The 24,183-nt window shown below is 55.1% G+C and carries 30 protein-coding genes and 1 tRNA gene; 17 read left to right on the top strand and 14 right to left on the bottom strand.

Annotation, left to right across the window (positions count from 1 at the left end; all coding sequences use genetic code 11):
- Window positions 1-119: 119 nt before the first annotated feature.
- The 7 genes from ACFDAU_RS06265 to ACFDAU_RS06235 all read left to right on the top strand — a co-directional run bounded on the left by ACFDAU_RS06265 (window position 120) and on the right by ACFDAU_RS06235 (window position 4,542).
- Window positions 120-905 carry a hypothetical protein gene (locus tag ACFDAU_RS06265; RefSeq protein WP_413439137.1) on the top strand — a complete coding sequence of 262 codons (786 nt, stop codon included), beginning with the start codon at window positions 120-122 and terminating at the stop codon, window positions 903-905.
- Window positions 902-1,309 carry a hypothetical protein gene (locus ACFDAU_RS06260; RefSeq protein ID WP_413439136.1) on the top strand — a complete coding sequence of 136 codons (408 nt, stop codon included), beginning with the start codon at window positions 902-904 and terminating at the stop codon, window positions 1,307-1,309. The genes ACFDAU_RS06265 and ACFDAU_RS06260 overlap by 4 nt, the downstream gene beginning before the upstream one ends.
- 72 nt (window positions 1,310-1,381) lie before the next feature.
- Complete coding sequence (locus ACFDAU_RS06255) at window positions 1,382-2,422, top strand: hypothetical protein (RefSeq protein WP_413439135.1); 1,041 nt, start codon at window positions 1,382-1,384, stop codon at window positions 2,420-2,422.
- Window position 2,423: 1 nt separating this feature from the next.
- Window positions 2,424-2,882, top strand: coding sequence for a hypothetical protein (locus ACFDAU_RS06250; RefSeq protein ID WP_413439134.1), 459 nt, complete (start codon window positions 2,424-2,426; stop codon window positions 2,880-2,882).
- A 227-nt stretch (window positions 2,883-3,109) separates the two neighbouring features.
- A complete protein-coding gene (locus ACFDAU_RS06245) occupies window positions 3,110-3,436 on the top strand; it encodes a hypothetical protein (protein WP_413439133.1) in 327 nt (108 codons plus the stop codon).
- Between the two features lie 123 nt (window positions 3,437-3,559).
- On the top strand, window positions 3,560-4,306 hold the full coding sequence (locus ACFDAU_RS06240) for a hypothetical protein (RefSeq protein ID WP_413439132.1): 747 nt from the start codon (window positions 3,560-3,562) through the stop codon (window positions 4,304-4,306).
- Between the two features lie 23 nt (window positions 4,307-4,329).
- Window positions 4,330-4,542 carry a hypothetical protein gene (locus tag ACFDAU_RS06235; protein WP_413439131.1) on the top strand — a complete coding sequence of 71 codons (213 nt, stop codon included), beginning with the start codon at window positions 4,330-4,332 and terminating at the stop codon, window positions 4,540-4,542.
- A 150-nt stretch (window positions 4,543-4,692) separates the two neighbouring features.
- Here ACFDAU_RS06235 and ACFDAU_RS06230 read toward each other — a convergent pair.
- Window positions 4,693-4,767, bottom strand: a tRNA-Val gene (locus ACFDAU_RS06230).
- Window positions 4,768-4,831: 64 nt separating this feature from the next.
- Between ACFDAU_RS06230 and ACFDAU_RS06225 the strand changes: the two genes are divergently transcribed.
- Window positions 4,832-5,602 carry a pseudouridine synthase gene (locus tag ACFDAU_RS06225; RefSeq protein ID WP_413439130.1) on the top strand — a complete coding sequence of 257 codons (771 nt, stop codon included), beginning with the start codon at window positions 4,832-4,834 and terminating at the stop codon, window positions 5,600-5,602.
- A gap of 31 nt (window positions 5,603-5,633) precedes the next feature.
- Here the strand turns inward: ACFDAU_RS06225 and ACFDAU_RS06220 are convergent, their stop codons facing one another.
- Window positions 5,634-6,149: a TIGR02281 family clan AA aspartic protease gene (locus ACFDAU_RS06220; RefSeq protein ID WP_413439129.1), complete on the bottom strand. Its 516-nt coding sequence runs from the start codon at window positions 6,147-6,149 to the stop codon at window positions 5,634-5,636.
- A 2-nt stretch (window positions 6,150-6,151) separates the two neighbouring features.
- Entirely contained in the window at window positions 6,152-6,700 is a 549-nt protein-coding gene (gene orn, locus ACFDAU_RS06215; protein WP_413439511.1) for an oligoribonuclease, read from the bottom strand.
- A gap of 46 nt (window positions 6,701-6,746) precedes the next feature.
- On the opposite strand from orn, the gene ACFDAU_RS06210 reads away from it, so the two are divergent.
- The 5 genes from ACFDAU_RS06210 to ACFDAU_RS06190 all read left to right on the top strand — a co-directional run bounded on the left by ACFDAU_RS06210 (window position 6,747) and on the right by ACFDAU_RS06190 (window position 10,218).
- A complete protein-coding gene (locus ACFDAU_RS06210) occupies window positions 6,747-7,994 on the top strand; it encodes a M48 family metallopeptidase (RefSeq protein ID WP_413439128.1) in 1,248 nt (415 codons plus the stop codon).
- A gap of 29 nt (window positions 7,995-8,023) precedes the next feature.
- Window positions 8,024-8,329, top strand: a complete 306-nt coding sequence (locus tag ACFDAU_RS06205) for a cytochrome c (protein ID WP_413439127.1) — start codon at window positions 8,024-8,026, stop codon at window positions 8,327-8,329.
- Window positions 8,330-8,333: 4 nt separating this feature from the next.
- Entirely contained in the window at window positions 8,334-8,675 is a 342-nt protein-coding gene (locus tag ACFDAU_RS06200; protein WP_413439510.1) for a 4a-hydroxytetrahydrobiopterin dehydratase, read from the top strand.
- 111 nt (window positions 8,676-8,786) lie between these two features.
- Complete coding sequence (gene rsgA / locus ACFDAU_RS06195; protein ID WP_413439126.1) at window positions 8,787-9,665, top strand: ribosome small subunit-dependent GTPase A; 879 nt, start codon at window positions 8,787-8,789, stop codon at window positions 9,663-9,665.
- Window positions 9,666-9,714: 49 nt separating this feature from the next.
- Entirely contained in the window at window positions 9,715-10,218 is a 504-nt protein-coding gene (locus ACFDAU_RS06190) for a DsrE family protein (RefSeq protein WP_413439125.1), read from the top strand.
- 12 nt (window positions 10,219-10,230) lie between these two features.
- Here the strand turns inward: ACFDAU_RS06190 and ACFDAU_RS06185 are convergent, their stop codons facing one another.
- The 8 genes from ACFDAU_RS06185 to ACFDAU_RS06150 all read right to left on the bottom strand — a co-directional run bounded on the left by ACFDAU_RS06185 (window position 10,231) and on the right by ACFDAU_RS06150 (window position 16,105).
- Window positions 10,231-10,665, bottom strand: coding sequence for a CBS domain-containing protein (locus tag ACFDAU_RS06185; RefSeq protein WP_124703336.1), 435 nt, complete (start codon window positions 10,663-10,665; stop codon window positions 10,231-10,233).
- 92 nt (window positions 10,666-10,757) lie between these two features.
- The gene (locus ACFDAU_RS06180; RefSeq protein ID WP_124703337.1) at window positions 10,758-11,243 is read right to left on the bottom strand and encodes a YajQ family cyclic di-GMP-binding protein; all 486 of its coding nucleotides are present in this window, start codon (window positions 11,241-11,243) and stop codon (window positions 10,758-10,760) included.
- Window positions 11,244-11,275: 32 nt separating this feature from the next.
- Window positions 11,276-11,587, bottom strand: coding sequence for a pyrimidine/purine nucleoside phosphorylase (locus ACFDAU_RS06175; RefSeq protein ID WP_413439124.1), 312 nt, complete (start codon window positions 11,585-11,587; stop codon window positions 11,276-11,278).
- Window positions 11,588-11,601: 14 nt separating this feature from the next.
- Window positions 11,602-12,828 (bottom strand): argininosuccinate synthase, encoded by a 1,227-nt coding sequence (locus ACFDAU_RS06170; protein ID WP_413439123.1) that lies wholly within the window; start codon window positions 12,826-12,828, stop codon window positions 11,602-11,604.
- Complete coding sequence (argF, locus tag ACFDAU_RS06165) at window positions 12,821-13,744, bottom strand: ornithine carbamoyltransferase (protein ID WP_413439122.1); 924 nt, start codon at window positions 13,742-13,744, stop codon at window positions 12,821-12,823. The genes ACFDAU_RS06170 and argF overlap by 8 nt, the downstream gene beginning before the upstream one ends.
- On the bottom strand, window positions 13,744-14,922 hold the full coding sequence (locus ACFDAU_RS06160) for an aspartate aminotransferase family protein (RefSeq protein WP_413439121.1): 1,179 nt from the start codon (window positions 14,920-14,922) through the stop codon (window positions 13,744-13,746). The genes argF and ACFDAU_RS06160 overlap by 1 nt, the downstream gene beginning before the upstream one ends.
- A 75-nt stretch (window positions 14,923-14,997) precedes the next feature.
- Window positions 14,998-15,579 (bottom strand): superoxide dismutase, encoded by a 582-nt coding sequence (locus ACFDAU_RS06155; protein ID WP_413439120.1) that lies wholly within the window; start codon window positions 15,577-15,579, stop codon window positions 14,998-15,000.
- Window positions 15,580-15,616: 37 nt separating this feature from the next.
- A complete protein-coding gene (locus tag ACFDAU_RS06150; RefSeq protein ID WP_413439509.1) occupies window positions 15,617-16,105 on the bottom strand; it encodes a urate hydroxylase PuuD in 489 nt (162 codons plus the stop codon).
- 412 nt (window positions 16,106-16,517) lie between these two features.
- Between ACFDAU_RS06150 and ACFDAU_RS06145 the strand changes: the two genes are divergently transcribed.
- Window positions 16,518-16,814 (top strand): DUF3579 domain-containing protein, encoded by a 297-nt coding sequence (locus tag ACFDAU_RS06145; RefSeq protein ID WP_413439119.1) that lies wholly within the window; start codon window positions 16,518-16,520, stop codon window positions 16,812-16,814.
- A 99-nt stretch (window positions 16,815-16,913) separates the two neighbouring features.
- Here ACFDAU_RS06145 and rpsT read toward each other — a convergent pair whose 3' ends face one another.
- Complete coding sequence (rpsT, locus tag ACFDAU_RS06140) at window positions 16,914-17,177, bottom strand: 30S ribosomal protein S20 (RefSeq protein ID WP_124703344.1); 264 nt, start codon at window positions 17,175-17,177, stop codon at window positions 16,914-16,916.
- Window positions 17,178-17,506: 329 nt separating this feature from the next.
- Between rpsT and ACFDAU_RS06135 the strand changes: the two genes are divergently transcribed.
- On the top strand, window positions 17,507-19,321 hold the full coding sequence (locus ACFDAU_RS06135; protein ID WP_413439118.1) for a diguanylate cyclase domain-containing protein: 1,815 nt from the start codon (window positions 17,507-17,509) through the stop codon (window positions 19,319-19,321).
- Between the two features lie 51 nt (window positions 19,322-19,372).
- Here ACFDAU_RS06135 and aroC read toward each other — a convergent pair whose 3' ends face one another.
- Window positions 19,373-20,479, bottom strand: a complete 1,107-nt coding sequence (gene aroC, locus ACFDAU_RS06130) for a chorismate synthase (protein ID WP_413439117.1) — start codon at window positions 20,477-20,479, stop codon at window positions 19,373-19,375.
- Between the two features lie 47 nt (window positions 20,480-20,526).
- Window positions 20,527-21,996: a M17 family metallopeptidase gene (locus ACFDAU_RS06125; RefSeq protein ID WP_413439116.1), complete on the bottom strand. Its 1,470-nt coding sequence runs from the start codon at window positions 21,994-21,996 to the stop codon at window positions 20,527-20,529.
- A 115-nt stretch (window positions 21,997-22,111) separates the two neighbouring features.
- On the opposite strand from ACFDAU_RS06125, the gene pdhA reads away from it, so the two are divergent.
- Both pdhA and ACFDAU_RS06115 read left to right on the top strand, forming a co-directional pair.
- Window positions 22,112-23,071, top strand: coding sequence for a pyruvate dehydrogenase (acetyl-transferring) E1 component subunit alpha (gene pdhA / locus ACFDAU_RS06120; RefSeq protein WP_413439115.1), 960 nt, complete (start codon window positions 22,112-22,114; stop codon window positions 23,069-23,071).
- A gap of 123 nt (window positions 23,072-23,194) precedes the next feature.
- The gene (locus ACFDAU_RS06115) at window positions 23,195-24,175 is read left to right on the top strand and encodes an alpha-ketoacid dehydrogenase subunit beta (RefSeq protein WP_413439114.1); all 981 of its coding nucleotides are present in this window, start codon (window positions 23,195-23,197) and stop codon (window positions 24,173-24,175) included.
- Window positions 24,176-24,183: the final 8 nt, after the last annotated feature.

Below are 24,183 nucleotides of genomic sequence, written 5' to 3'. Positions count from 1 at the left end.
AGACAAAAAATATATATGGGGCAAAACTGACCACGCAAACCCCGCAGACCCCGCACGGCTCGAAGTTACTCCCCAGCGCGAAGCGCTGGGGGTCTATTCGAGCTCGCGGTATTTCTAGGATGAAAATCATTTGCATTGGCAACACTGGTGCTGACGATATGACGAATCGCACGAAAAGTGACGCCACCCCCCAGCCTGAGCTGGGTTTCCTGATGAATCACAAAGAGCTGCTCGCCATACGCGTGCGGCCTGCCGAGTTTGCCCGGATGCTGGGCGTCTCGAAACAAACCGTCTCGACCTGGATTCGCGACGGGAAAGTGACGATCAACACGCTCGACGGCCTGCTTGACGTGCGCCGCGCGATTCAGGACGTGTTGCGCAACACCAGCCCCGGCCGGCTGCGCTCGCGCGTGCTGCGCCAGGCTGTGACGGATGCACTGGAGCTGCGGCAAAACCTCGCCAGCGCCGAGGATCGCGCCACCACCGCGGAGGCCGCGTTGCGGAATGCGGAGAAAAGCATCGCGGGCGGGGAAGCCTGGATCGCCTCCGCTGCGCGTGCCCTCGAAATCCTGAAATCCTCGATCGTCGCCGCAGCCGACGAACTGCGCGCCGCCCCGACCGCCGACTGGCCGGCAATCCTGAATCGATTGGAGCTTGCCGCAGACGAGGCCGCTGATGTGCAGCTCGGCAATATCGCCGACCCCGAAATGGCCGCGCTCGATCGGGAGCTCGATCGGCATTTTCTGAATCTGGAACTGGATGCCGAAGATGCCGAAATGGCCGCGCTCGATGCAGCGTTACGGGCTGATCCCGCCACTGCCGCTGAATTCGCCGCCCTCGATGCAGCGTTACAGGCTGCCAGCCTCGACGCGCTTCACGGTAAAAAAGGAGAGGGCGGGGAATGAGCCGCGATGCCTTCCAAATTGTCGAAAGCATCATCGCTGGAAACCCGCCGACTACGGAGGACTGGGAGTGGTTTGCAGACGGACTTAGGCAATGGGCGCGGCGCGGCATGCCGCTGGAGGCCGCGCTTGGCCTGACGCATGCCCACCGTATGCGCTGGCGTGATGGCTCGCTGAGGGCAGCCGCAGAGGTGCTACGCGCCCAGCGCGACCTGTCTGCCTGGGACTTGGCCGGAGAGCTTGCGGCCAGGCTGCGGCGCTTTCAGTCTGCCAAGCTGCCACTGTATCGGCGCGGTCTCGCCGGTCAGCTCGATGAGGTCGAGCTGCACCTGCTGTCGGCTTGCGAAAGTGGTGCGAGGCCGATCACCAGCCGCCGCCATTTATTTCGACTTCTGGATATCCGGTGACAAGAAATCTCTGACGTGTCACTGAAGAATGCTCATGATCGTTTTCACCACCACACCGAAGGAAAAAATACCATGAACCTGAACCCACGTGATTTTGTACAAGCCCACCGCGATGCAGCAATGATTCGTGCCGGGTTGTTGAGCGCAAACGATCCAATCTGCCATCCAGACGCTTGCACATTGGCTGCTGGCGGCGACAAGCTGCTGCCCGTGTTGGCGAAATTCGTTGCCGACAAAGAAACCCTCACTCGCAGCCCGTCCGCCGCAGGCCGCCAGCCGTCCGCAGGTTTTGGCCTGCCCGATTTCGGCAATGCCCTGTCCGACATCTTGCGCGTGGCCACCTACACCCGGATGGCTGTGTCCATGCAGCACGAACAGCTCGCCGCACGCCTCGATGTTCCGAATTTCATGCCGCATCAATTCCCGATGGCGCGAATCGAATCAGATTTACTGCCTGCCGACGAGATCGGGGAATACCTGGACGCTGGCCTGGCTGACCTGCCTGGACTGTCAGCCAAGCTCGCCACGTATGGCCGCAATATTCTCATCTCCCGCCAGCTGCTGCTCACCGACGACATCGGCCTCATCGCCAGTGCGTTCGCCAATTTTGGTAGCAGCGCAGCCCGGCGCGAAGCCTGGGAGGTATACGCCCTGCTCGAATCAAACCCGGCTCTGGCAGACGCCGAACTGATGTTCGACGCGGCACACGGCAACGTGTTGGCAGCCGCCTTCGACGAAACGAACCTGGGCCTTGCTATGGGCCAGCTGCGCAGCCTGGCCGATCCTTTCGGCGCAGTGTCCAATTTCGACGCCGCTGTGTTGCTCGTCGAGGGACGCATGGAGCTTCTCGCACGGCGCCTGGTGCGCGACGCGGGTCTCGATCTTAAGGTTGTCGCATCGCCCTGGCTGGCCGTTGGCCGATGGTATCTTTTGCCGAGCCCCGACGTGGCGCCTGTTATCGGCCTGTTACGTCTGACCGGCGCGAAATGGCCGGTCATGGTGGAACCCGCAAAAAACGACGGCTCGAAATCGCGCGACGGCACATTGATCGGCGTGCGCGCCGACCTTGGCGTGGTTGCACTGTCGCGCACGGCGATCAAGGGCGGGGTCTAATATGTTTGCGCTCCAATCTGAACCTGAAAAACTGCGCGGCTCCTACGCTAGCGCGGTGAAGGAATTCAAGCGCATCGAGGCCGAACTCGGCCGCGCCCTCGATGCGCTGGCCGCAGCCCGTGCGGGCGATTGTCCGGGCGATATCACCCGCACCCGGCTTGCAGCGCGCGATGCGGAGCGTGCGTCCGGCGCTGCCTGGGAGGCGTGCGAAATTGCACGGCGCGCGTATTGGAATAGGCGCGCTGCCGACCTGGAAGCGCAGCTTGCGGCCGAGGCCGTGCCACAGCTTGTTCAACTCGCTGCGTTCCAGCGTTTTGCCGGTTTGCCAGCGATCCCGGCCGAGCACTTGCTCAGGCACCACCTGTTGATCGCACCGCTGGCGCATACCGGGCCGGACGATGACGTGAGCGCAGATCCACTCGCCTCGCCCCAGCTTGACCGGGCGGATGATGAAATTTAAATCGCAACCGGGCCCCGTGCCATCGTATTCGCGATGAGCGGGGAGCCGCATCGGGTAGAGAGCCGCGACCCATAACCCGAAAGCGGAAGGCCTCCAACCATGGGCACGGCAGGCAGGCGACGGCATATAGCGCCTGGAAGTGACCTCCATCCTGTGTAAAAAGCAGGGTTACGGCACACACCAAACATGACCTCATGATCCGACTCGCTGTACAGCAAGGAATTTGGATGAAGCGCTGCCCGTCCTGCGACTTGCCCATGATCCGGCTCGCCGCGTGCCTCGCTGCGAGCTCGAACGACGGCACGGTGCACGGCGTCCTGGGACTCTGCGAACGCTGTGTCGCTCAAAACCGATTGCTGCCCGCCGTTGCCCGGTTCAAGCGACTCTCCCGCGCAGGGGATCGCGCGCTGGAACGTCCGGACAAATATCAATGCGCCCTGTTCCCGGATAGCGGCAGCGCGCGCTTTGCCGCAGCGATGTTGGGGCACCCCCAGCACGTCCACAAGGCGTTAAATGCGCTGGGTTGGGGTAGCGATGCCAGCCAGCCTGAATAAACGAGCTGCGTCGATTCTGGCGGGGTGGTTTGCAATCTATCGGGGCGGGTGTATTGTGGGCGTGCGGAAATCGTGTTGAAGCACGACCCCCGCACTAAACACAACGTGAAAGGAACTCACATTATGTCTGCAAATCATTCTACTCTTGTAACAATCACGCGCTGCATTTCAGGCGTGCCACGGATAGCCCTTCCTAATATTGGCGTAACAGAAAACGAGCTCGGCCATGCCACCTTCACAATTCAAACCCCATTCGGGCCAATATTGGTTGAAGGATGCGGCAGCCGTTGGTGCTGCCGTGGCAACGCCGAATCTCTGGCAGCGCATGGCCTGCTGCGACTCGACTGGTTGCCCGGCCTGCCCGGCAACAACAAGGTTTCACAAACCGTTTTCTTTGGCGACGATGGCCCCGAGCTGTTTCACGGGAACAGGCGCGGCAGAAAATTCAACGCCGACCTCATCACCATCAAACGGGCGTCGAGTACGACCTTCGAGGTGACAATGCCAGCCACGGCGGAGCAATCGAAAAGCCTTAAATTGATTCATAAGGAGTACCACGAGCGCTCCCTCCGTAAAATTGCGGAACGCCGGGCGCAACAGGAGCAAGACGATCTGAAGCGGATACAAATTCAACTGGCGACGGTCTCCAGGCAAGAGATAAGAGACGATATCCGGTGGCTGGTGGCCACTTGCGAAAACATTGTTGCTGATCGCCTAAACTGCAGCGCATATCGTTTCGATGCTGCTGCCGATCGAGGAATCGGCGAACACTTCAAGCAGTTGCTGTCCTGGATAGATAGAGGCGACCTGCAAGATGCAGAACTTGACGACCCTGGGGCCAATGTAATTCGCTTGCCGTGCAGAAGATAGGCCACAAGAGGCGGCTGCATAGCGTGAGTTCACCAGCACTGGAAAGTCCAAAAATGATTGATCTGCGGCGGCAGATGCGCGAGGCCACAAGCATCGGTGAACAGCTTACGGCTCTAGCTGGCGTCGCCCGTGCCCTCGACGACAACGAAGTCAGCGAGGCGGAAGGCGCGATCCTGCGCAAAGCCTTCGGCAAAATAATTGGGGACGAGATGATGCGATTGAAGCCCACCCCGTGACCCGCTAATTCCAACCTGAACCCGAATTTCCCGGCCGCGTGCCGGGTTTTTGTTGGACTACTGCTTACTATCTGCTTACTTTCATCCAGACACAAAAAATCCAGCACCAGGCTGGACTATTGTAAGCTGTTGTTTTAACTATGTTATTGCTGGTGGGCGGTGCAAGGTTTGAACTTGCGACCCCTGCCGTGTGAAGGCAGTGCTCTACCACTGAGCTAACCGCCCAATAAGGCGCGCATTTAATCACAGCGGGCTTTTTCAGTCAAACAAATTGCGCGCATTCTGCCGAGTGTCGCGTAAAATTCCGGCTTTTGAACTGGCCTGCATTGTGGACACCATTCGACTCTCCAAACTCATGTCTGAACGTGGTCTGTGCTCGCGCCGCGAGGCGGATGTTTATATTGAACGCGGCTGGGTGAAGGTGGACGGCATACTGGTCAATGAGCTGGGAAGCAAGGTGTCGCCGGATTGCAGCATCGAGTTGGCCCGGCAAGCGCAGCACGAACAAGGCAGTCGGGTGACGATTTTGCTGAACAAGCCGGTGGGATTTGTGTCTGCCCAGGCGGAGGATGGCTACAAACCCGCTGCAACGCTGGTGACAGCACCCAATCATTACGCTGACGACCGCTCCGGGATACGTTTTTCCAACGAACACGCGCGCGGACTGGCACCTGCCGGGCGGCTGGATATTGATTCCACGGGTTTGCTGGTGCTGACACAGGATGGACGAATTGCCAAACAGCTGATCGGTGATGATTCGAGCGTGGACAAGGAATATCTGGTGCGGGTGCAAGGAAAGCTCAGTACTGAAGGGCTCAAATTGCTCAACCACGGCTTGAAACTTGATGATGTGGCGTTGCGTCCGGCACGGGTAAGCTGGCAGAACCAGGATCAATTGAGCTTTATCCTGCGCGAAGGAAAAAAGCGCCAGATTCGCCGCATGTGCGAATTGGTAGGACTCAAGGTGGTGGGCCTGAAACGCGTGCGCATCGGTGCTGTGAAGCTGGGCGACTTGCCCGTCGGGCAGTGGCGTTATCTTGCAGCGGATGAGAAATTCTGAGTTTGGCCTGAAATAGCGTTCGCCTATACGATCAAATATGGCTCAGTGGCTTGAGCGTGAGTTCGGAACCGCGCTGGCTGAATTCCATCCGCTTCAGGAAGCTCATCCCCAGCAATACTGTGTTGTCATCCAGCCCGGTGGTAATCAATGCTGCCACATCATGCACCTCGATCGAACCCAGTCGCACCGTTTGCAACCGCGCCTGGTAGGCGCGCGTGGCGCCATTGGCAGTTTGTACGTTGACCGCAGAGCCGGCTACCAAAGCCAGTTTTTGTGCCAGCTGCGGCGACATGGCAACTCGCGTCGCTCCGGTGTCCACCAGAAACGTGACGGTATGGCCATTGATTTTGCCTTGTGCCAGATAATGCCCATCCTGATTGCGTTGCAGGCGCACTTCACCGTGCTGGAGAGCCAGAACTTCGGCACGATTGGGGTTGGCATTGTGCGTCAGGCGCAGTTGAAAATACCAATAAGCACCGGCAAACAATAACGCCCAGGCGATCGTCAGCATGATGAGACCGCCGCGGCGATGCGGATTTTCGCCCATATTTACGCCAGGTTGATGAAGTTGTCGCGATAAAATTTGAGTTCGACGATGGAATCGTAAATGTCGGCCAGTGCTTCGTGCTTGCTTTCCTTCACAAAGCCTTTGGCGACGGCGGGTTTCCAGCGCTTGACCAGCTCTTTGAGCGTGCTGACATCCAGATTTCGATAGTGGAAGTAAGCTTCAAGATTGGGCATGTAGCGCGCGAGAAAACGGCGATCCTGGCAGATTGAATTTCCGCACATGGGCGAAATACCTTTGCCTACGTACTGCGACAAAAACGCTATCATCTGGGTTTCCACTGCTGCTTCATCCAGGGTAGATGCCTTGACCTTGTCAATCAGTCCGGAGCGTCCATGCGTGCCTTTGTTCCAGCTATCCATGCCGTCCAGTACGGCGTCGGACTGATGTACCACCAGCACCGGCGCTTCGGCCACGGTGTTGAGCTGGGAGTCGGTGACTACCAGCGCTACTTCGATAATACGGTCGCTGTCGGGGAGCAAACCGGACATTTCCATGTCTATCCAGATCAGGTTGTTGTTATCTTGAGCCATCATGTCCATTCAAAGTTGAAAAAGGCAATTGTGTCATAATCACACCATGAATACATTCACACTTATTTTCCTTGCTGCCCTGGCGATCAGTATATCGGTGCGGATTTGGCTGGCACAGCGTCATTTGCGTTATGTTGCGAGCCACCGAGACGCCGTGCCTGCTGCATTCTCTGACGCCATCACGCTTACGCAACACCATAAAGCAGCTGACTACACGCTCGCTAAAACCCGTCTTTCATTCCTGCAAATCGTGGTGGAAACATCATTATTACTGGCATTTACCTTGGGAGGCGGATTGCAGTGGCTGGATAACGCTTTGTCTGGCGTTTTCGCCTCGGAAATGACGCGCAACATTCTGCTTATTGGCAGTGTGATGGTGATAGCTGCCGCCATCGAATTACCCCTGGATTTATACCGCAAATTTGTCATCGAAAACCGCTTCGGGTTTAACGCGCTGACACCCAAACGCTTTTTTATTGACTTGCTAATGCAGACCACGATTGGCGTGCTGCTTGGGTTACCTTTGCTGTTCGTCGTACTGTGGCTGATGCAGGCAGCAGGAGACTTATGGTGGCTCTATACCTGGCTGGTATGGGTAGGCTTCAATCTCACCCTGCTTGCCATTTATCCGACCTTCATTGCACCATTGTTCAACCGTTTTGAGCCGATGGAAAATGGCACGCTCAAATCGCGCATTGAACAGTTATTGCAAAAATGCGGCTTTACCGCACAGGGCTTGTTCGTGATGGATGGCTCCAAACGCAGCAGTCATGGCAATGCCTACTTCACCGGCTTTGGCAAAACCAAGCGTATCGTATTGTTCGATACCCTGCTGAAACACCTGGAGGCGGATGAGGTAGAAGCCGTGCTCGCACATGAACTGGGTCATTTCAAGCGCCGCCATGTGGTCAAGCGCATGGCCTGGGTGTTTGCAGCCAGCTTGGTGTTTCTGTGGGTACTCAACTGGTTGATGACGCAAACCTGGTTTTTTAACGGCCTGAATGTAACAAGCCAGAACACAGGCATGGCGCTGGTGCTGTTTTTTCTGGTATTGCCGGTATTCACCTTCCTGCTGCAACCGCTGAGCAGCCTGTATTCACGCAAACATGAGTTCGAAGCAGATCAGTATGCTGCGGTGCAAACGCAGGCACATAGCCTGATCAGTGCATTGATCAAATTATACCGGGATAACGCTTCTACCCTCACCCCGGACCCGCTCTATGCCATGTTCTATAATTCGCATCCGGATGCTCAACAGCGCATAGCGCGTTTGCAGATAGCCGTGCATAATTAACGCAAATACTCTGTTTCAAAGGGCCTTACATGAAATCCATTCTTGCCGTTACATTGTTACTTGCCACTGCTCCACTCTATGCTGCCCCGTTCGACAAAGGCGACCCGAAAATCGGCAAAACGCTGGTGGATAAATCCTGCCTGAGTTGCCATGCTTCGATGGTCGGCGGCGACGGCTCCAAAATCTATACTCGTGCTGATCGCAAGGTCAAAAACCCGCAGCAACTCGCCGCGCGCGTTGCTGCATGCAACGCCAATACCGGTGCCAACTGGTTTCCGCAGGATGAGTTGCATGTAGAGGCCTACCTGAACCAGGAATATTACAAGTTCAAGTAATCCCATCATGACCGACGCATGCGACCTCACCACTAAATCCTGCCTGCCTTGCGAGGGTGGCACACCTGCGCTGAACCAGACTGAAATCACCGTGCTGTTGGCCCAACTGGACGGCTGGGAACAGAACGGTGTATTAATCGCAAAAACTTACCCCTTTAAAGACCACTATCAAGCCATGGCATTCGTGAATGCGGTGGCCTGGATATCCCACCGCGAAAATCATCATCCCGACATCCATCTCGGCTACAACCAGTGTCACGTGGAATACACCACCCACGCGCTGAATGGCCTGTCTGAAAACGATTTCATCTGTGCAGCCAAGATCGACGCCCTGTTCCATCTGTAAGCCGTCCATCCTGAACGAGCGTTTCTGAAATATTAAGTCGCCACTTCTGCAACTATACCGTCAAGTGAAATAGAATACGGGCATGATCTACCCTGCCAGCCTCCCGCACTGATGCCCAGCCCAATACCCATGCAGGGCCTGGTGACTGCCACCTTCGGCAGGCACTACCAGGTTGAAGCCAGGGACACACTGATCGAATGCGTATCGCGCGGTAAACGCAGCGGTATCGCCTGTGGCGATCGCGTGGTTTTTCTGCCTACCTCTCCCGGGCAAGGCGTCATCGAATCGATACTCCCGCGCGACAATCTGTTGCATCGCTCGGTTGCGCATCGCAGCAAGCTGATCGCAGCGAACGTGTCGCGCATCGTCATCGTCGTCGCGCCGGTTCCCAGCTTTTATGATTTGCTCATCAACCGCTGCCTGGTTGCCGCCGAAGCCGCAGCCATCCCGGCACTCATCTGTTTGAATAAATACGACCTTGGGGAACCTGCGTATGCGGCTCAACGCCGTCTTGAACCTTACATCAAGCTGGCCTATCCGCTCCTGACGCTCTCTGCCCACCAAGACATCAGCGCGTTACGGCCTTATCTGTCAGGTCAAATCAGTGTCTTCGTAGGCCAATCCGGCATGGGCAAATCCAGCCTGATCAACGCGCTGGTACCTGAAGCACACACCACGGTCGGTGAGGTATCCGAAGCACTGGATTCAGGGCGCCACACCACCACCGGTGCACGCATGTACAAACTGGATGCATCGAGCAGATTGATTGATTCACCAGGCATGCAGGAGTTTGGATTAAACCACATCGAGCCTGGACAACTCGACCGGTACTTTGTCGAGTTTCGCCCATATATCGGTCATTGCCGATTCAGCAATTGTCGTCATCAACACGAGCCGGACTGTGCCGTGGCACAAGCAGTGGCTGCCGGGGATATTTCATCGGACCGCCTAACGGCTTATCGACAGATTTTAAGCAGCCTGAAACAGTAAAGCAGGATAGCGTCTATAAACAGATTATTCTCAATACGGGGAGATAATCATGAAAAGACGCCTGTTTATTGTTTCGCTCCTGGCGTGGCCGACATCTGCCTTGGCAGACGCTACTATCGTCAAAACTCCTTATAAGCCCGCCAGGGTCGTATTTGATTTTTTTCTGGATGATCCGCAGAAAATCGGCAGTGCCCTGTACTGGATACGCTCCCTGATGAACCCGTTGCTGGAAGATCCCTATGGTTATTCACCCGAGCAGCTGGATATCAAGGTAGTCATACACGGTACGGAAATTGTCGCTGTCGCCAAAAAAAACGAAGCGAAATACAAAGACGCCGTGGACAGGATGCGCTACTACGCAAACCTGGGAGTGAGCTTCAAGGTATGCAGCTATGCCGCCGAAGAATACGGCTATAGTGCGCGAGATTTCCAGGATTTTATCGAGATCGTGCCCAATGCCATCACTGAACTGGTCCACTGGCAAATGCAGGGCTATGCGCTGATTACGCCAAATGTGCAGTACAAGAAATTTTCGATTGAGGCGATCCGTTGAGGGGGCAGCCGATTATTCCGGCCAGTGCTTGATATAGCGCTTGAGCAGGCGGTTTTCAAAATCCGCTTCGTTGAGACAGGCGCGCGCGACGTCATGGAAGGAAATCACGCCAAGCAATGTTTCGCCTTCCATTACCGGCAGATGGCTAACCCGGTTTTCTGTCATCACGCCGCGCACATAATCCACGGTGTCGTCCGGGTTGCCGATGATGGGTTCAGTGACCATCATATCGCTGACTTTAACCGCAATCAGCGCACAGCCGCGCTCATTCAATCCGCGCAGCACATCACGCTCGGTAAGTAATCCAACCATGGTTCCATTCTGACGTACGATTAACGAACCGACATCGTGTTTCACCATCACCTCAACCGCTTCTGAAACCGGTTGATCCGGGTCGATAGCGAAAATATCGCCACCCTTGATAGTCAGAATTTCACGAATAATCATTTGATCATAGCTCCAGGCAAACCTGCTTACACACACGCATACAGAATATCAGATGCCCGGCATGCATGAAAGCCGAATGCACCTTGGATAGGTCAATCCCTGAAGTTCTGGAACTGTAATGGAAAATCACTGACGCTTTTACGTACCAGCGCGATGGTTTCCTGCAACAGGTCACGCTTGGCGCCGGTCACGCGCACCGCTTCGCCCTGAATACTGGCTTGCACCTTGAGTTTGCTGTCCTTGATGATTTTTACGATTTTTTTGGCAAGTTCGCTTTCCACGCCGGTTTTCACCGTGGCACTCCGCTTGACCTTGTTACCGGTGACTTTCTCCGACTTTCCCATCTCCAGGCACTTAATGTCTATACCCCGTTTGATGAGCTTGCCATTGAGGATTTCCTGCACCTGATCGAGCTTGAAGTCGTCGTCGGCGTAAATCGTAAGCACATATTCCGCCTGTTCCACACGCGCGTCGGATCCCTTGAAATCGAAGCGCGTCGAAACTTCCTTGTTGGTTTGCTCGACTGCATTTTTGACTTCTTGTTTGTCTACTTCGGAGACGATATCAAATGAGGGCATGTCGGACTCCAGTTCAGTATTGATTGAACATATCAGCCGAAGTGGCAGACATAATCCAGTGTTTCCGTGGTTTCAATATCGAATTTGCTATTACCCGGCACTGAAAACCGCTCACCCGCCTTGTAGGTTTTCCAGTCGGATTCACCAGCGAGCTTGACTCTGCATACACCACCGTTTATTTCCATTATTTCAGGTGCGCCGGTATTGAACACCAACTGGCTAGGGAAAATCACACCCACACTTTTTTTGCTGCCGTCGGCAAATACCACGGTATGCGACACGCATTTGCCATCGAAATATATATTGGCCTGTTTGACCACGCTCACGTTATCGAATTGAGACATGACTGGTTCCTGTATTAATTGCTGCTGCGGTTTTTGAGTTTGGCGGCAATCCGCAAACGCAGCGCGTTGAGCTTGATGAAACCACCGGCATCGGCCTGGTTATAGGCACCTGCGTCGTCTTCAAAAGTGGCGATGGTGGAATCGAACAGCGAATCGGTCTTGGAATCGCGCCCCACCACAATCACATTGCCCTTGTATAGCTTGACTCGTACCCAGCCATTCACGCTCGCCTGCGATGCGTCTATCATGGTTTGCAGCATGGTCCGCTCCGGGCTCCACCAGTAGCCATTGTAAATCAGGCTGGCGTAACGCGGCATCAGATCGTCCTTGAGATGCGCTACTTCGCGATCCAGCGTGATGGATTCGATGGCTCGATGAGCCTTGAGCATGATGGTACCGCCCGGGGTTTCATAACAGCCGCGCGACTTCATCCCCACATAGCGGTTTTCCACCAGATCCTGACGGCCAATACCGTGCTTGCCGCCCAGACGATTCAGTTCGGCCAGCACAGTTGCAGCGCTCATTGCCTGGCCGTTGATGCCCACGATATCGCCGTGGCTGAATTCCAGATCAACATATTCGGCGGCGTCCGGCGCCTGTTCGGGTGATACTGTCCAGCGCCACATGTCTTCCTCTGGCTCGTCTGCCGGGTTTTCCAGCGCGCGGCCCTCATAGGAAATATGCAGCAGGTTGGCGTCCATGCTGTAAGGGCTGCCGCCCGCCTTGTGCTTCATTTCTACTGGGATAGCGTGCTGCTCGGCATAGGCCAGCAACTTTTCGCGCGACAACAAGTCCCACTCGCGCCACGGGGCGATGATTTTGATGTCCGGCTTGAGCGCATAGGCGCCCAGTTCGAAACGTACCTGGTCGTTGCCCTTGCCGGTGGCGCCGTGCGAAATGGCGTCGGCACCGGTCAGGTTGGCAATCTCGATCAGGCGCTTGGCAATCAGCGGGCGGGCAATCGACGTGCCGAGCAGGTATTCACCCTCGTATACAGTATTGGCGCGGAACATCGGAAACACGAAATCGCGCACGAACTCTTCGCGCAAATCGTCGATGAAGATTTCCTTCACGCCGAATTTTCCGGCTTTTTCGCGTGCCGGTTCCAGTTCTTCACCCTGGCCGATATCCGCAGTAAACGTCACCACTTCGCATTGGTAGCTGTCTTGCAACCACTTCAAAATCACAGAGGTATCCAGCCCGCCCGAGTAGGCAAGCACGACTTTTTTAACGTCACTCATTTACTTTTCCCAACAATAAATATTCCATCAAGGCTTTCTGCGTGTGCAACCGGTTCTCGGCTTCATCCCACACCACGCTTTGCGCACCGTCGATCACCTCGGCCGCCACTTCCTCGCCGCGGTGGGCGGGCAGGCAGTGCATGAACAGCGCGTCGCTGGCCGCCACACGCATCATGTCGGCGTCCACCTGCCAGTCCTGAAAATCACGCACACGCTCTTCGTTTTCCGCTTCGAAACCCATGCTGGTCCACACATCGGTGGTCACCAGATCAGCACCGCGGCAGGCTTCCATGGGGTCGGCAAAACTCTCGTAGTGACTGGTGTCGTACAGTCCGGCACGTTCCGGTTCGACTTCATAGCCCTGCGGAGTCGACACATGCACATTGAAATCCAGTACCACGGCAGCTTGCAGCCAAGTATTGCACATGTTGTTGGAGTCCCCGATCCAGGCTACCGTCTTGCCCCTGATGCAACCGTGACGCTCGATAAAAGTGAAAATGTCGGCCATGATCTGGCACGGGTGGTATTCGTTGGTCAGCCCGTTGATCACCGGCACCCGCGAATAGGCGGCGAAGCGTTCAATAATGTCCTGCTCGAAGGTGCGGATCATCACAATATCCACCATGCGCGAAATCACCTGTGCCGCATCTTCCACCGGCTCACCACGCCCCAGCTGCGTGTCGCGGGTATTGAGATAAATTGCCGAGCCACCCAGCTGGTGCATCCCCGCTTCAAACGACAGACGGGTGCGGGTGGATTGTTTCTCGAAAATCATCGCCAGCGTACGATCCATCAGCGGATGATAGGTTTGATAGCCCTTGAAGCGCGCCTTGATGATTTTCGCGCGTGCAAAAATGTATTCGAATTCATCGCGCGTCAAATCCTGGAACTGTAGGAAATGCTTGATGGCCTGCATCACGCGGCCCTGCCGAGAAAACTGCGCACTAGCGGCGCAAGCCCGGCCACCAGCTGTGCCGCTTCAGCTGAATTCATCACCAGCGGCGGTACCAGGCGCACCACATTATCGGCGGTCACGTTGATCAACAGGCGCTGCGCCAGCGCCAGTTTGACCAGTTCGCCACACGGACGATCCAGTTCGATGCCGATCATCATGCCCAAGCCGCGTATTTGCTTGACGCCCGCCACCCCGTCAAGCTCTTGCCTGAGTCCTGACAAAATCTCACCGCCAATGCGGGTAGCATTGGCCAGCAGGCCTTCATCTTCCATGACCTGCAAGGTGGTCAGCCCGGCGGTGCAAGCCAGCGGGTTGCCGCCAAAAGTGGAGCCGTGATTGCCCGGCTTGAATACATCCGCCGCCGCACCGCGCGCGAGGCAAGCACCAATCGGCATACCGGAGCCCAGACCTTTGGCCAAGGCCATCACATCCGGCAACAGGTCGGCGTGCTGAAAGCCAAACCAGGTACCGGTGCGGCCGATACCCGTTTGCACCTCATCCAGCATCAGCAGCCAGCCCTTGTCGTCGCAAATCTTGCGCAGGGCGAGCAGATATTCGGCATCCGGAATCTTGATGCCGCCCTCGCCTTGTACCGGCTCGACCAGTATCGCCACCACATCATGATTGTGCTCAGCCACCTGGCGTACCGCTTCCACATCATTATAGGGTACCCGCGCGAAGCCCATCAGCAAAGGCTCGAAACCGGCCTGTACCTTGCGGCTGCCGGTCGCGGTCAGCGTCGCCATGGTGCGCCCGTGAAAGGCTTTTTCCATGACAATGATGGTAGGTGTAGTGATCCCTTTCTGATGGCCATACAGTCGTGCCAGCTTGATGGCAGCTTCGTTGGCCTCACATCCGGAGTTGCAGAAAAACGCCTTGTCCATGCCGGATATCTGGCACAAACGCTGGGCGAGCTGCTCCTGACGCCGTATCTCGTAGATATTCGAAGTGTGGATCAATGTACGTGCCTGTTCGCATAGCGCTGCAGCCAATCGGGGGTGCGCGTGTCCCAACCCGTTGACAGCCACACCAGCCAGCGCATCCAGGTATTTGTCACCGGCTTCGTCCCACAGCCACACGCCTTCACCCCGAACAAACGCCACAGGTTGACGCGCATAAGTATTCATCAAATAAGACATAGCCATTGACTTATAGAGAGGGTTAAAAAGCACACGGCGGCTTACGCCGCCGTGATGTGCTACCAACTGCTACGTTCAGGACGCAAAATTTTGCGCCACAAAATCCCAGTTTACCAGATTCCAGAACGCCTCTACATATTTGGGCCGGGCGTTGCGGTAGTCCACATAGTAGGCATGTTCCCACACATCGCAGGTCAATAGCGCCTTTTGGCCGCTGGTCATCGGTGTGGCCGCGTTGCTGGTGGAAACAATATCAATCTGACCGTCAGCCGTTTTCACCAGCCATGCCCAGCCTGATCCGAAAGTACCCACAGCAGCCTTGCTGAAAGCTTCTTTAAATGCATCAAACGAACCCCATTTGGCCTTGATGGCATCGCCCAGCGCACCGCTCGGTTGACCGCCGCCCTTGGGGCTGAGGCAGTTCCAGTAAAAGGTATGATTCCATACTTGGGCGGCATTGTTGAACACCCCGCCAGAAGATTTCTTAATGATTTCTTCCAGGGTCATGCTTTCAAATTCATTGCCCTTGATCAGGTTATTCAGATTGGTCACATATGCCTGATGGTGTTTGCCATAGTGATACTCGAGTGTTTCCGCAGAAATATGCGGCTGCAAAGCATCTTTCGCATAAGGTAGTGCCGGTAATTCATGAATCATCGCTTTCTCCTTTAAAACAGATCACCGTTAAATAAATTTAGAAGCCATATACGCCGCTATGTGCCCCCGCAGCCATGAAAAACAACATCGGGATGGACAGCATGGTATTGGTACGAGACGCCAAAAAAGCTATCCTGCGCGCAGTATTTTTCTGCGTATCTGTAGCTTTAGCCAAACCCAGGATTTTTCTCTGATTGGGCCAAATCAACATCCATACATTAAACAACATTATCGTACCCAGCCATGCCCCTACCCCAATCACTGCATGGGATGATTGCAGGCTGAATGCCGCCTTGAAGTATGGCCCCAGCAATGCCGCCCCAGCCAACCAGGTAACCAGAGCAGACCAGCGAAAAAACAATAACGCGCGTGGCACAACATGCTTGCTGATCCCCGCCGCACTACCATCTGCGGCTGCCGCCTTCATGGCATCAACCTGTACAAAATTAAAGTAATACAGAAGACCAATCCACATTACGCCCGCCATCAAGTGCAGCCATCTGGCTAGCGCCGGAACGAATTCCATCATACCCCCGGCAACAAAAAGTTTTTAAGGAAAACGTACAGTACTACAGTAAGTATCAGACCGGAGAAAATGGTTCCCAACAAAGAATCCAATGGATTTTTCACAGATTTATGTTCCTCGGGAAATTATGGATTGCGGCGGGGGAAAAATTACACCATTCGTATAATTAGCCGAAATCATGCCAGGTAGCAAGCGTTAACTTTTTAAGTACTTGAATCGTTTAAGTGTTTATTGGGAATTCAATGGCCCATTATTCGACATGCAAGCAAACTGGAAAATCACAGCCCTGCCTATATTCATCTAATGCCCATGCGTCTAAATGGAATAACATATATGTTAGCCTACCAGTACATTAACCGATGCGCCATACTCTGGTAAAATGCATGCCAGGCATACAGCAAAAACCACCATAATGTCAGAGCCTTCCAATACCGAACTCATCATCCAAGGTTTAACCACATCCGGACGCACATTTCGCCCCAGCGATTGGGCAGAGCGCCTGTCCAGTGTGTTATCGACTTTTGGCGAAGACCACCGCATGACTTATTCGCCTTACGTGCGCCCGACCACGCTGGCTGGTGTGAAATGTGTCGTAGTAGATAAACAGCTACAAATTGAGCAACCGGCGGCTTTTTCTTTCCTGATGAATTTTGCGCGTGAAAATGACCTGAAAGTGCTGGATCCAGCACAGACCGACGATCAGGCGTAAACATTGCGCAGTTTTTTACCGCGCACGATCTTATGGGGAGAAATACTGTGGTAATGCCAGACGCGCCTGGAAACTATTTTCCCAGGCGGTTGAAGCTATTCAGGCCATTGCCTTGACAGCTGAGGACAGGCGACTTTTGTGACGCGATGCTTTGTTCTTGTGGATGATGCGCTTGTCAGCGATGCTGTCGATAGCTTTCATCGACTCACCGAATACGGTTTGAGCAGCAGCTTTATCACCCGCCAGCACGGCTTTCTGCACTTTCTTGATGGCGGTACGCAAAGTGGAACGCAGAGCGGCATTACGCGCGCGCTGTTTGTCATTCTGTCTGGCGCGCTTTCTGGCCTGTGCGCTGTTTGCCATGGATGAAACTCCTGTCTGATTTCGCAAAACGTGGGATTATAAAGACCATCAGCATCTCTGGCAAGTCAAATTGCGGAACCTCCGCTCTCCTCGGCATACACCGTGCCCTTAACTTGTACAGGCGCAAGCCCTGCCCTGTATTCTGTATTCTTGGTTGAATAGGATTCCTGATGGAATACGTCAATTTAATATTTTTGTTATATTGTTGCAATCTGCATTCTGTACTGAACAAGAAACAAATAATAAAAAGCAGTAGTTAAGTAATTTATGAGTGGAGCGAGACAAACATGCGGGCGGCAGGTACTCCGGCGGGAACCCTTCGGGGTTCCATGGCCGATGAATTAGAGTTATACAAGCGTTACCTCAAAGCGCTCAGCGGTGTCGCGGAGGTTTTGCTGGAAGGAACCAGCGAACAAAACCTGACTGAAGTACTGCAGTTGTTGGTCGCAAACACGGGAATAGGCTGTTGCGCACTATTTCTGAACAAGCCCGAAAAAAACGCACAAGGCGCCAAGCTTTACTGCACGTGGTCGTCTGTCGAAGCAGTAAGTCAATTATCCGATTTCATGCAGTTCCGGGATATCGATTATCAAAAGTACCCGCTGCTTTTCGATACACTGCATGCGGGCATGGTGTTTTCCAAAAATATTGCGGAATTACCGCTCGAGGAAGCCACGCTCTTTGGCACGCAACAAATTCATACCGCATTGTGCATACCATTGCTCATGCAGGACAAAATGGAAGGTTTTCTCGGCCTCTTTAGCCGGAATGAACCGCGCAACTGGCTGCCCATAGAGGTGAATGTGTTGTGCGCGATAACCAATAGTCTCGCGCTCGCGCTGGTCCGCAAACGTGCCGAGCAAAACCTGGAAGCGAGCAGCGAGCGGTTGAAGGCATTGGTCGGCGCAACCGAAGACATGATTATCGAATATGATCTCAATGGTCATATCGTCAATGTGTGGTCCGATAACAGTTCCCTTTCCATTGGCCTCGCTCCAGCCATTGCCGGCTCGACATTGGAACAGGCCCTGCCAGATGACATGACCCAGGCAATCCGGCGAGCCACGCCGAAATTGCTGGCCGGCAGCAATCGCGAAACCTTTGAATTCACGCTCAATATCGACAGCACAGATCGTTTTTTTCTGGGCAGATTACAAATGCTGCCTTCCGAAACAGGCCAAACCAGAAACATCGTGGCGCTGATACGAGACATTACCGAATTGATGCGAGAAGAAGCACAGCGCCTGTCCATGCTGGAAACGCTTAATCTGCTCGAAGAAGCCATTATCGATCTCTCTCTGGATGGCCTGCTGCTTAATTTCAGCGGCGCCTGGAACAAACTGCTGGATTTGCCCAGCGGACACACCTATGACCATCTCGGGAAGCCGCTGATTGATTTTGTTTACCAGGACGACCGCCCTGCGCTTGTTTCAGCAATTCATCTATTGGCCTCCGGCAAGAAACATTCCGAGGTGGTTCGTTTTCGTCTTTTGCAAGGCCAGGATCCTGTCTGGATCGAAGCACACTTGCTTGCACACCATTCTCTGCAGGGTCAGATTACGGCACTGCGCGGCGTTCTGCGCGACATCACCTCCAGCTATTTACAGGAGCGGCGCATTACCCAGATGGCATTGCATGATGCCCTGACCCAGTTGCCCAACCGGATTCTGCTGGAAGAGCACCTGCAACAATCCATTGCCCGCGCACAACGCGGAAATGAAAAAGTCGCATTGGGATTTATCGACGTCGACTATTTCAAGCATATCAACGACACCTTGGGACACAAAGCCGGCGATATCGTACTCGTTACGTTGAGCAAACGCCTGCAGTCCGTGCTCAGAGAGATAGACACGCTGTCGCGTTGGGGAGGCGATGAGTTTGTGGTGTTGTTGCCCGACGCCAGCAGCGAACATGACATCCGCAGAATTGCGGAACGCATGCGCAAAGCAGCCCTTAAAAGTATCGACCTGGACGGCATTGAAACCAAGATTACACTCAGCATCGGCCTGGCCGTTTATCCGGATGATGCAGATAGCGCGGAAACACTGATGAGCATGGCGGATCACACCATGTTCCACGCCAAAAGTGTCGGGCGCAACAATGTGCAGTTTTTCCAGGACATCCGCGCAACCCTGAAACGCTAAGCCCCATCCGGCTGCGCGTCGCCGCGTAAGCTAGGCGCGAACGCCTTGATGTTATTTCGTTTGAATATTTCCCGGAATCTGCGGTGTTTCAGTCACCACATCCGCGCACTGGGCACGGTGTCTCAACGCATGATCCATCAGCACAATCGCCATCAGCGCTTCGGCAATTGGAGTAGCGCGGATGCCGACACAAGGGTCATGACGGCCATGCGTAACAACCTCGATGGGGTTTCCCTGCTTGTCAATGGAACGGCCGGGCAGACGGATTGATGAAGTGGGTTTGATGGCGACATGGGCGACAATATTCTGCCCACTGGAGATGCCGCCCAGCACACCGCCCGCGTGATTGGACAGGAAACCTTCCGGGGTAAGTTCATCGCGATGTTCAGTGCCCTTCTGACGCACGCATTCAAAGCCGTCGCCAATTTCCACGCCCTTGACGGCGTTGAGTCCCATCAGGGCATGAGCGAGGTCGGCATCGATACGGTCATAGAGCGGCTCGCCCCAACCTGCCGGTACATTCTCGGCCACTACAGTGATTTTGGCGCCGACTGAGTCGCCGGATTTGCGCAGTTCGTCCATGTAGGCTTCCAGCGCCGCGACACTATCTGGATCAGGGCTGAAGAAAGCATTTTCGCCAACGGCCGCCCAGTTTTTAAAAGTCAAATCTATCGGCCCTAGCGCAGACATGTAGCCGCGCACCTGGATGCCGTATTTTTGCGCCAGCCATTTTTTGGCGATGGCACCGGCACCCACAGTCGGTGCGGTGAGCCGTGCCGATGAACGCCCGCCACCACGATAATCGCGGATGCCGTATTTGTGCCAGTAGGTATAGTCGGCGTGTCCAGGGCGGAAGGTGTCGGCGATGTTGCCGTAATCCTTGCTGCGCTGGTCTTCGTTGCGGATCAACAATGCAATGGGAGCGCCGGTCGTGTGGCCTTCAAAGATGCCGGAGAGGATTTCCACCGTGTCCGACTCGCGCCGCTGAGTGACGTGACGCGAGGTGCCGGGCTTGCGCCGATCCAGTTGCGCCTGGATATCCTCGGCGCACAATTCCATCCCCGGCGGGCAACCATCCACCACGCAGCCTATGGCCGGGCCGTGGGATTCGCCGAAGTTAGTAACGCAAAATAACTTGCCTATGCTGCTGCCGGACATGGTCGTGCTCGCTCAGATTTCAAAGCGCCGAGTTTAACATGGCACGCTTACTTGCTGACCTGCAACTCGGCCAGCAGCCTGATTCCCCAGGCCACGCCAAATCCGGTCACCTCGGTGTCAACCGCACCCAATCCGTCATCGCAGTTGCTGGAAGACAAGTCCACATGCAGCCACGGACGCTTGTCCACGAAACGGTTAAGGAAACGCGCTGCAAGAATATGGTCAGCATCACCGTCAAGCGTACATTGCTTGATATCGGCAATATCGGAATCCAGCGCGGGTTCGTAGTCTTCATCCATCGGAAAGGCACACATCCGCTCACCACTGGCTTTGCCCGCCGCAACCGCTTGCGTGAGCAGTTCATCGCGGTTGGACAGCACCCCGCTGTAGCGCTCGCCCAGCGCAGCGCCCATGCTGCCGGTCAGGGTGGCAAAATCGACGATGGCATTGGGCTTCTCGCGTGCAGCCAGCGCGAGCGTATCGGCCAGCACCATGCGACCTTCGGCATCGGTGTGCACCACTTCGATGGTGGTACCGTTGAGCGCAGTGACCACGTCGTTCTGCTTATAGGCTTTCGCGCTGATGTGATTTTGCGCGATCGCCAGCCAGCAATCGATGTTCACCGGCAAATCCAGACGCGTGGCCGCCACCAGAATGCCCAGCGCCACCGCCGAACCGTTCATGTCCTCGTGCATGCCCTGCATATGTCGGGCGGGCTTGAGGTTGTGCCCGCCGGTATCGAAGCAGATGCCCTTACCCACCAGCGCGATGGTTAATCTGGCTTTGGGATGGCGACGGCGCAGATGCACAATGGCAGCGTCCTCCGGATCCGACCCTTGCGCCACCGCGACGAACGCACCGGCGCCGAGTTTGCGCAGTTTTTTCATGTCGTATTCGATATGTTTCCAGCCATTGTCTTTGGCCAGCTCGCGCACCCGTTCGCGGTAGATGCCGGGGGTGAGCTGGTTGGGTGGCGTGACCGTGAGACTGCGACACAGGGTATTGCCTTCCGCCACCGCGCGCTGGGCAGCAAAACCATCGTTCGAACTATAGCCAAACAGGCGCAAAATTTGCAGCGGTTTGGGCCTATCCTTGCTTTTCAGGCTGGGCAGCGCTGCGCCGTTGATCCACACCACATACACCGCAGCAGCCGCAGCTTGAGCGCGAAAATCCTCATCGCCGCTGATGGCCAGACTGATTTCTTTGGGTGATTCGTCCAGAAGGATATGCAAGGCCTGGCGCAGTATGCTGTGCTGGCTGAATGCAGGCTGTTTGGTATCCAGCATGACCCACACGATCAAGCCGCCATGTGCCGTTTCCACAGCGACTGGCGTTTTCGCCAATTCAGCTGGTTTTTTGTCGCGTCTCCGCAATGCGGCAGCGAGTTGCGTAAGACCCGGCAGGTCGCCGTCTGGGGGCAAGGCGGCGGTTTTCGGTAAAACCATCAAAATATGACTGGCTTTATCCATTTGCGTTATAGGAATTTGTTTTTTATTTTCAATAAGTTTTGCGAGCATATTCAACCTTGACGTTGGGTTTTGGCTTGACCGGATAGGGTGTTTTAACCGATCATAGCAGAGTTTGTATTACCTAAAATCAGTCCGGGCTCAAGCTCTTGCAAGGAAGAAATACATGAAACTGGAAGATAAAAAGCGCGTGCTGCGCGAAATGGTGTTGCACCGCCGCTTTGAAGAGCGCTGCTATCAGGCCTATATCGAACGCAAAATCGGTGGCTTTCTGCACCTCTACCCCGGTCAGGAAGCCTGCTGCAACGGCGTGATGGAAGCGGCCCGCCCCGGACACGATTATGTCATCACCGGATACCGCGATCATATCCACGCCATCAAATGCGGTTCCGATCCAAAGGCCGTCATGGCCGAGCTGTACGGCAAGGAAACCGGTTCCTCCAAAGGACGCGGCGGCTCCATGCACATCTTTGATGTGGCGCATCGCTTCATGGGCGGTTACGCCCTGGTTGGCGGTCCGTTCCCCCTTGCTGCCGGCATTGCCAAAGGCATTCAGATGAAAGGCGGCGACGAAATTTCCATCTGCTTTCTGGGTGACGCCGCCAATAACCAGGGGGTGTTCCACGAAACCCTGAACATGGCCGCATTATGGAAACTGCCAGTGTTGTTCGTGTGTGAAAACAACCAATATGGTATCGGCACCTCGATTGACCGCTCCACCGCCGTGCTCGACCAGTTCAAACGCGTATGCGGCTATGGCATCGAATCGGCTCAGTGCGACGGACAGGATATCGACGTCGTATATGAACACGCGCGCAAAGCCGTGGATTATGTGCGCAGCCGCAAGGGGCCGTATTTCCTCGAGTTGATGACCTACCGTTATCGCGGCCACTCGATGTCCGATTCACGCGGCTACCGCACGCGCGAGGAAGAAGAACAATGGAAACAGCGCGACCCCATCAACATCCTGCGTGATCGCCTGATTGACGCCGGCGCGCTGACCATGGACGACTATAACGCCATGGAAAAAGAAACCGACGCCTATATCGAAAACGAAGTGATCAAGTTCGCCGAGGAATCGCCGGAACCAGATGTGGCAGACCTCGAAAAATACGTTTTCGCATAAATGCTATAGCCACAGGGATCACAAAGGCCACCGGGAAAAACCCCTGCTGCGCCTCTAAAAACCACTCTGTGGATTCTGTGCCTTCCGAGGCAACAAAAGATTCGAGAATTAAGGAAGATCAACATGGCTGAAATAATGTACTGGGAAGCGCTGCAGCGCGCCCACGATGAAGAAATGGCGCGTGACCCGCTGGTCATCTGTATGGGTGAAGATATAGGCGTGGCCGGCGGCACCTACAAGGCCACCAAAGGGCTGTATGAAAAATATGGTCCGTTGCGCGTGATAGACACCCCCATCTCCGAAGGCGGCTACACCGGTTTGGGTATCGGTGCATCGTTTCTTGGCATCCGCCCCATAATCGAAATCATGTCGGTGAACTTTGCCTGGCTGGCAATGGACCAGATGTTCAACTCCGCAGCCAAAGTACGTTATATGTCCGGCGGCCAGCTCACCTCCCCCAGCGTGTTCCGTGCCGCGGGTGGTGCCGCGCATCAACTGGGCGCCCAGCATTCGGCGCGCATGGAAAAGGTATTCATGGGCATCGCCGGTCTGCGCGTGGTCACCCCGTCCAATCCCAAGCAGGCCTACGGCTTGTTGAAGTCCGCCGTGCGCAGCGATGACCCGGTGTTCATCAACGAGCATGAACTCATGTACAACATGAAGGGCGAAGTGCCGGACGAAGAATATTTCCATCCGCTGGAAGGTTCTGAAATCAGCCGCTCCGGTAACGATGTCACGCTGTTCGGCTATAACATCTCGGTACACTGGTGTCTCAAGGCCGCCGAAATCCTGGACAAGCAATACGGTATCTCCGCTGAAGTGGTGGACCTGTATTCGCTCTCGCCGCTGGATCGCGCCGGCATCAAGAAGTCGGTATGCAAAACCCATCGTGCAGTCATCGCCGAAGAAGACGAAGCCCCGGTAGGTGTCGGCTCCGAAGTGATCGCCATCATCAACGAGGAATGCTTCTTCGAACTCGATGCGGCCCCTGTGCGCGTACATTCCGCACTCGTGCCGCAACCCTATAACCACAAGCTGGAAAAAGCCGCCATTCCCGACCATGAAGACGTGGTTTCGGCAGTTTTGAAGATGCTCGGCAAATGAAACCGCCG

Source organism: Sulfuriferula sp. GW1, assembly GCF_047300855.1.
Taxonomy (GTDB): domain Bacteria; phylum Pseudomonadota; class Gammaproteobacteria; order Burkholderiales; family Sulfuriferulaceae; genus Sulfuriferula.
The sequence above is the reverse complement of the archived record's forward strand: the minus strand, read 5'-3'. Positions and strand labels throughout refer to the sequence as shown.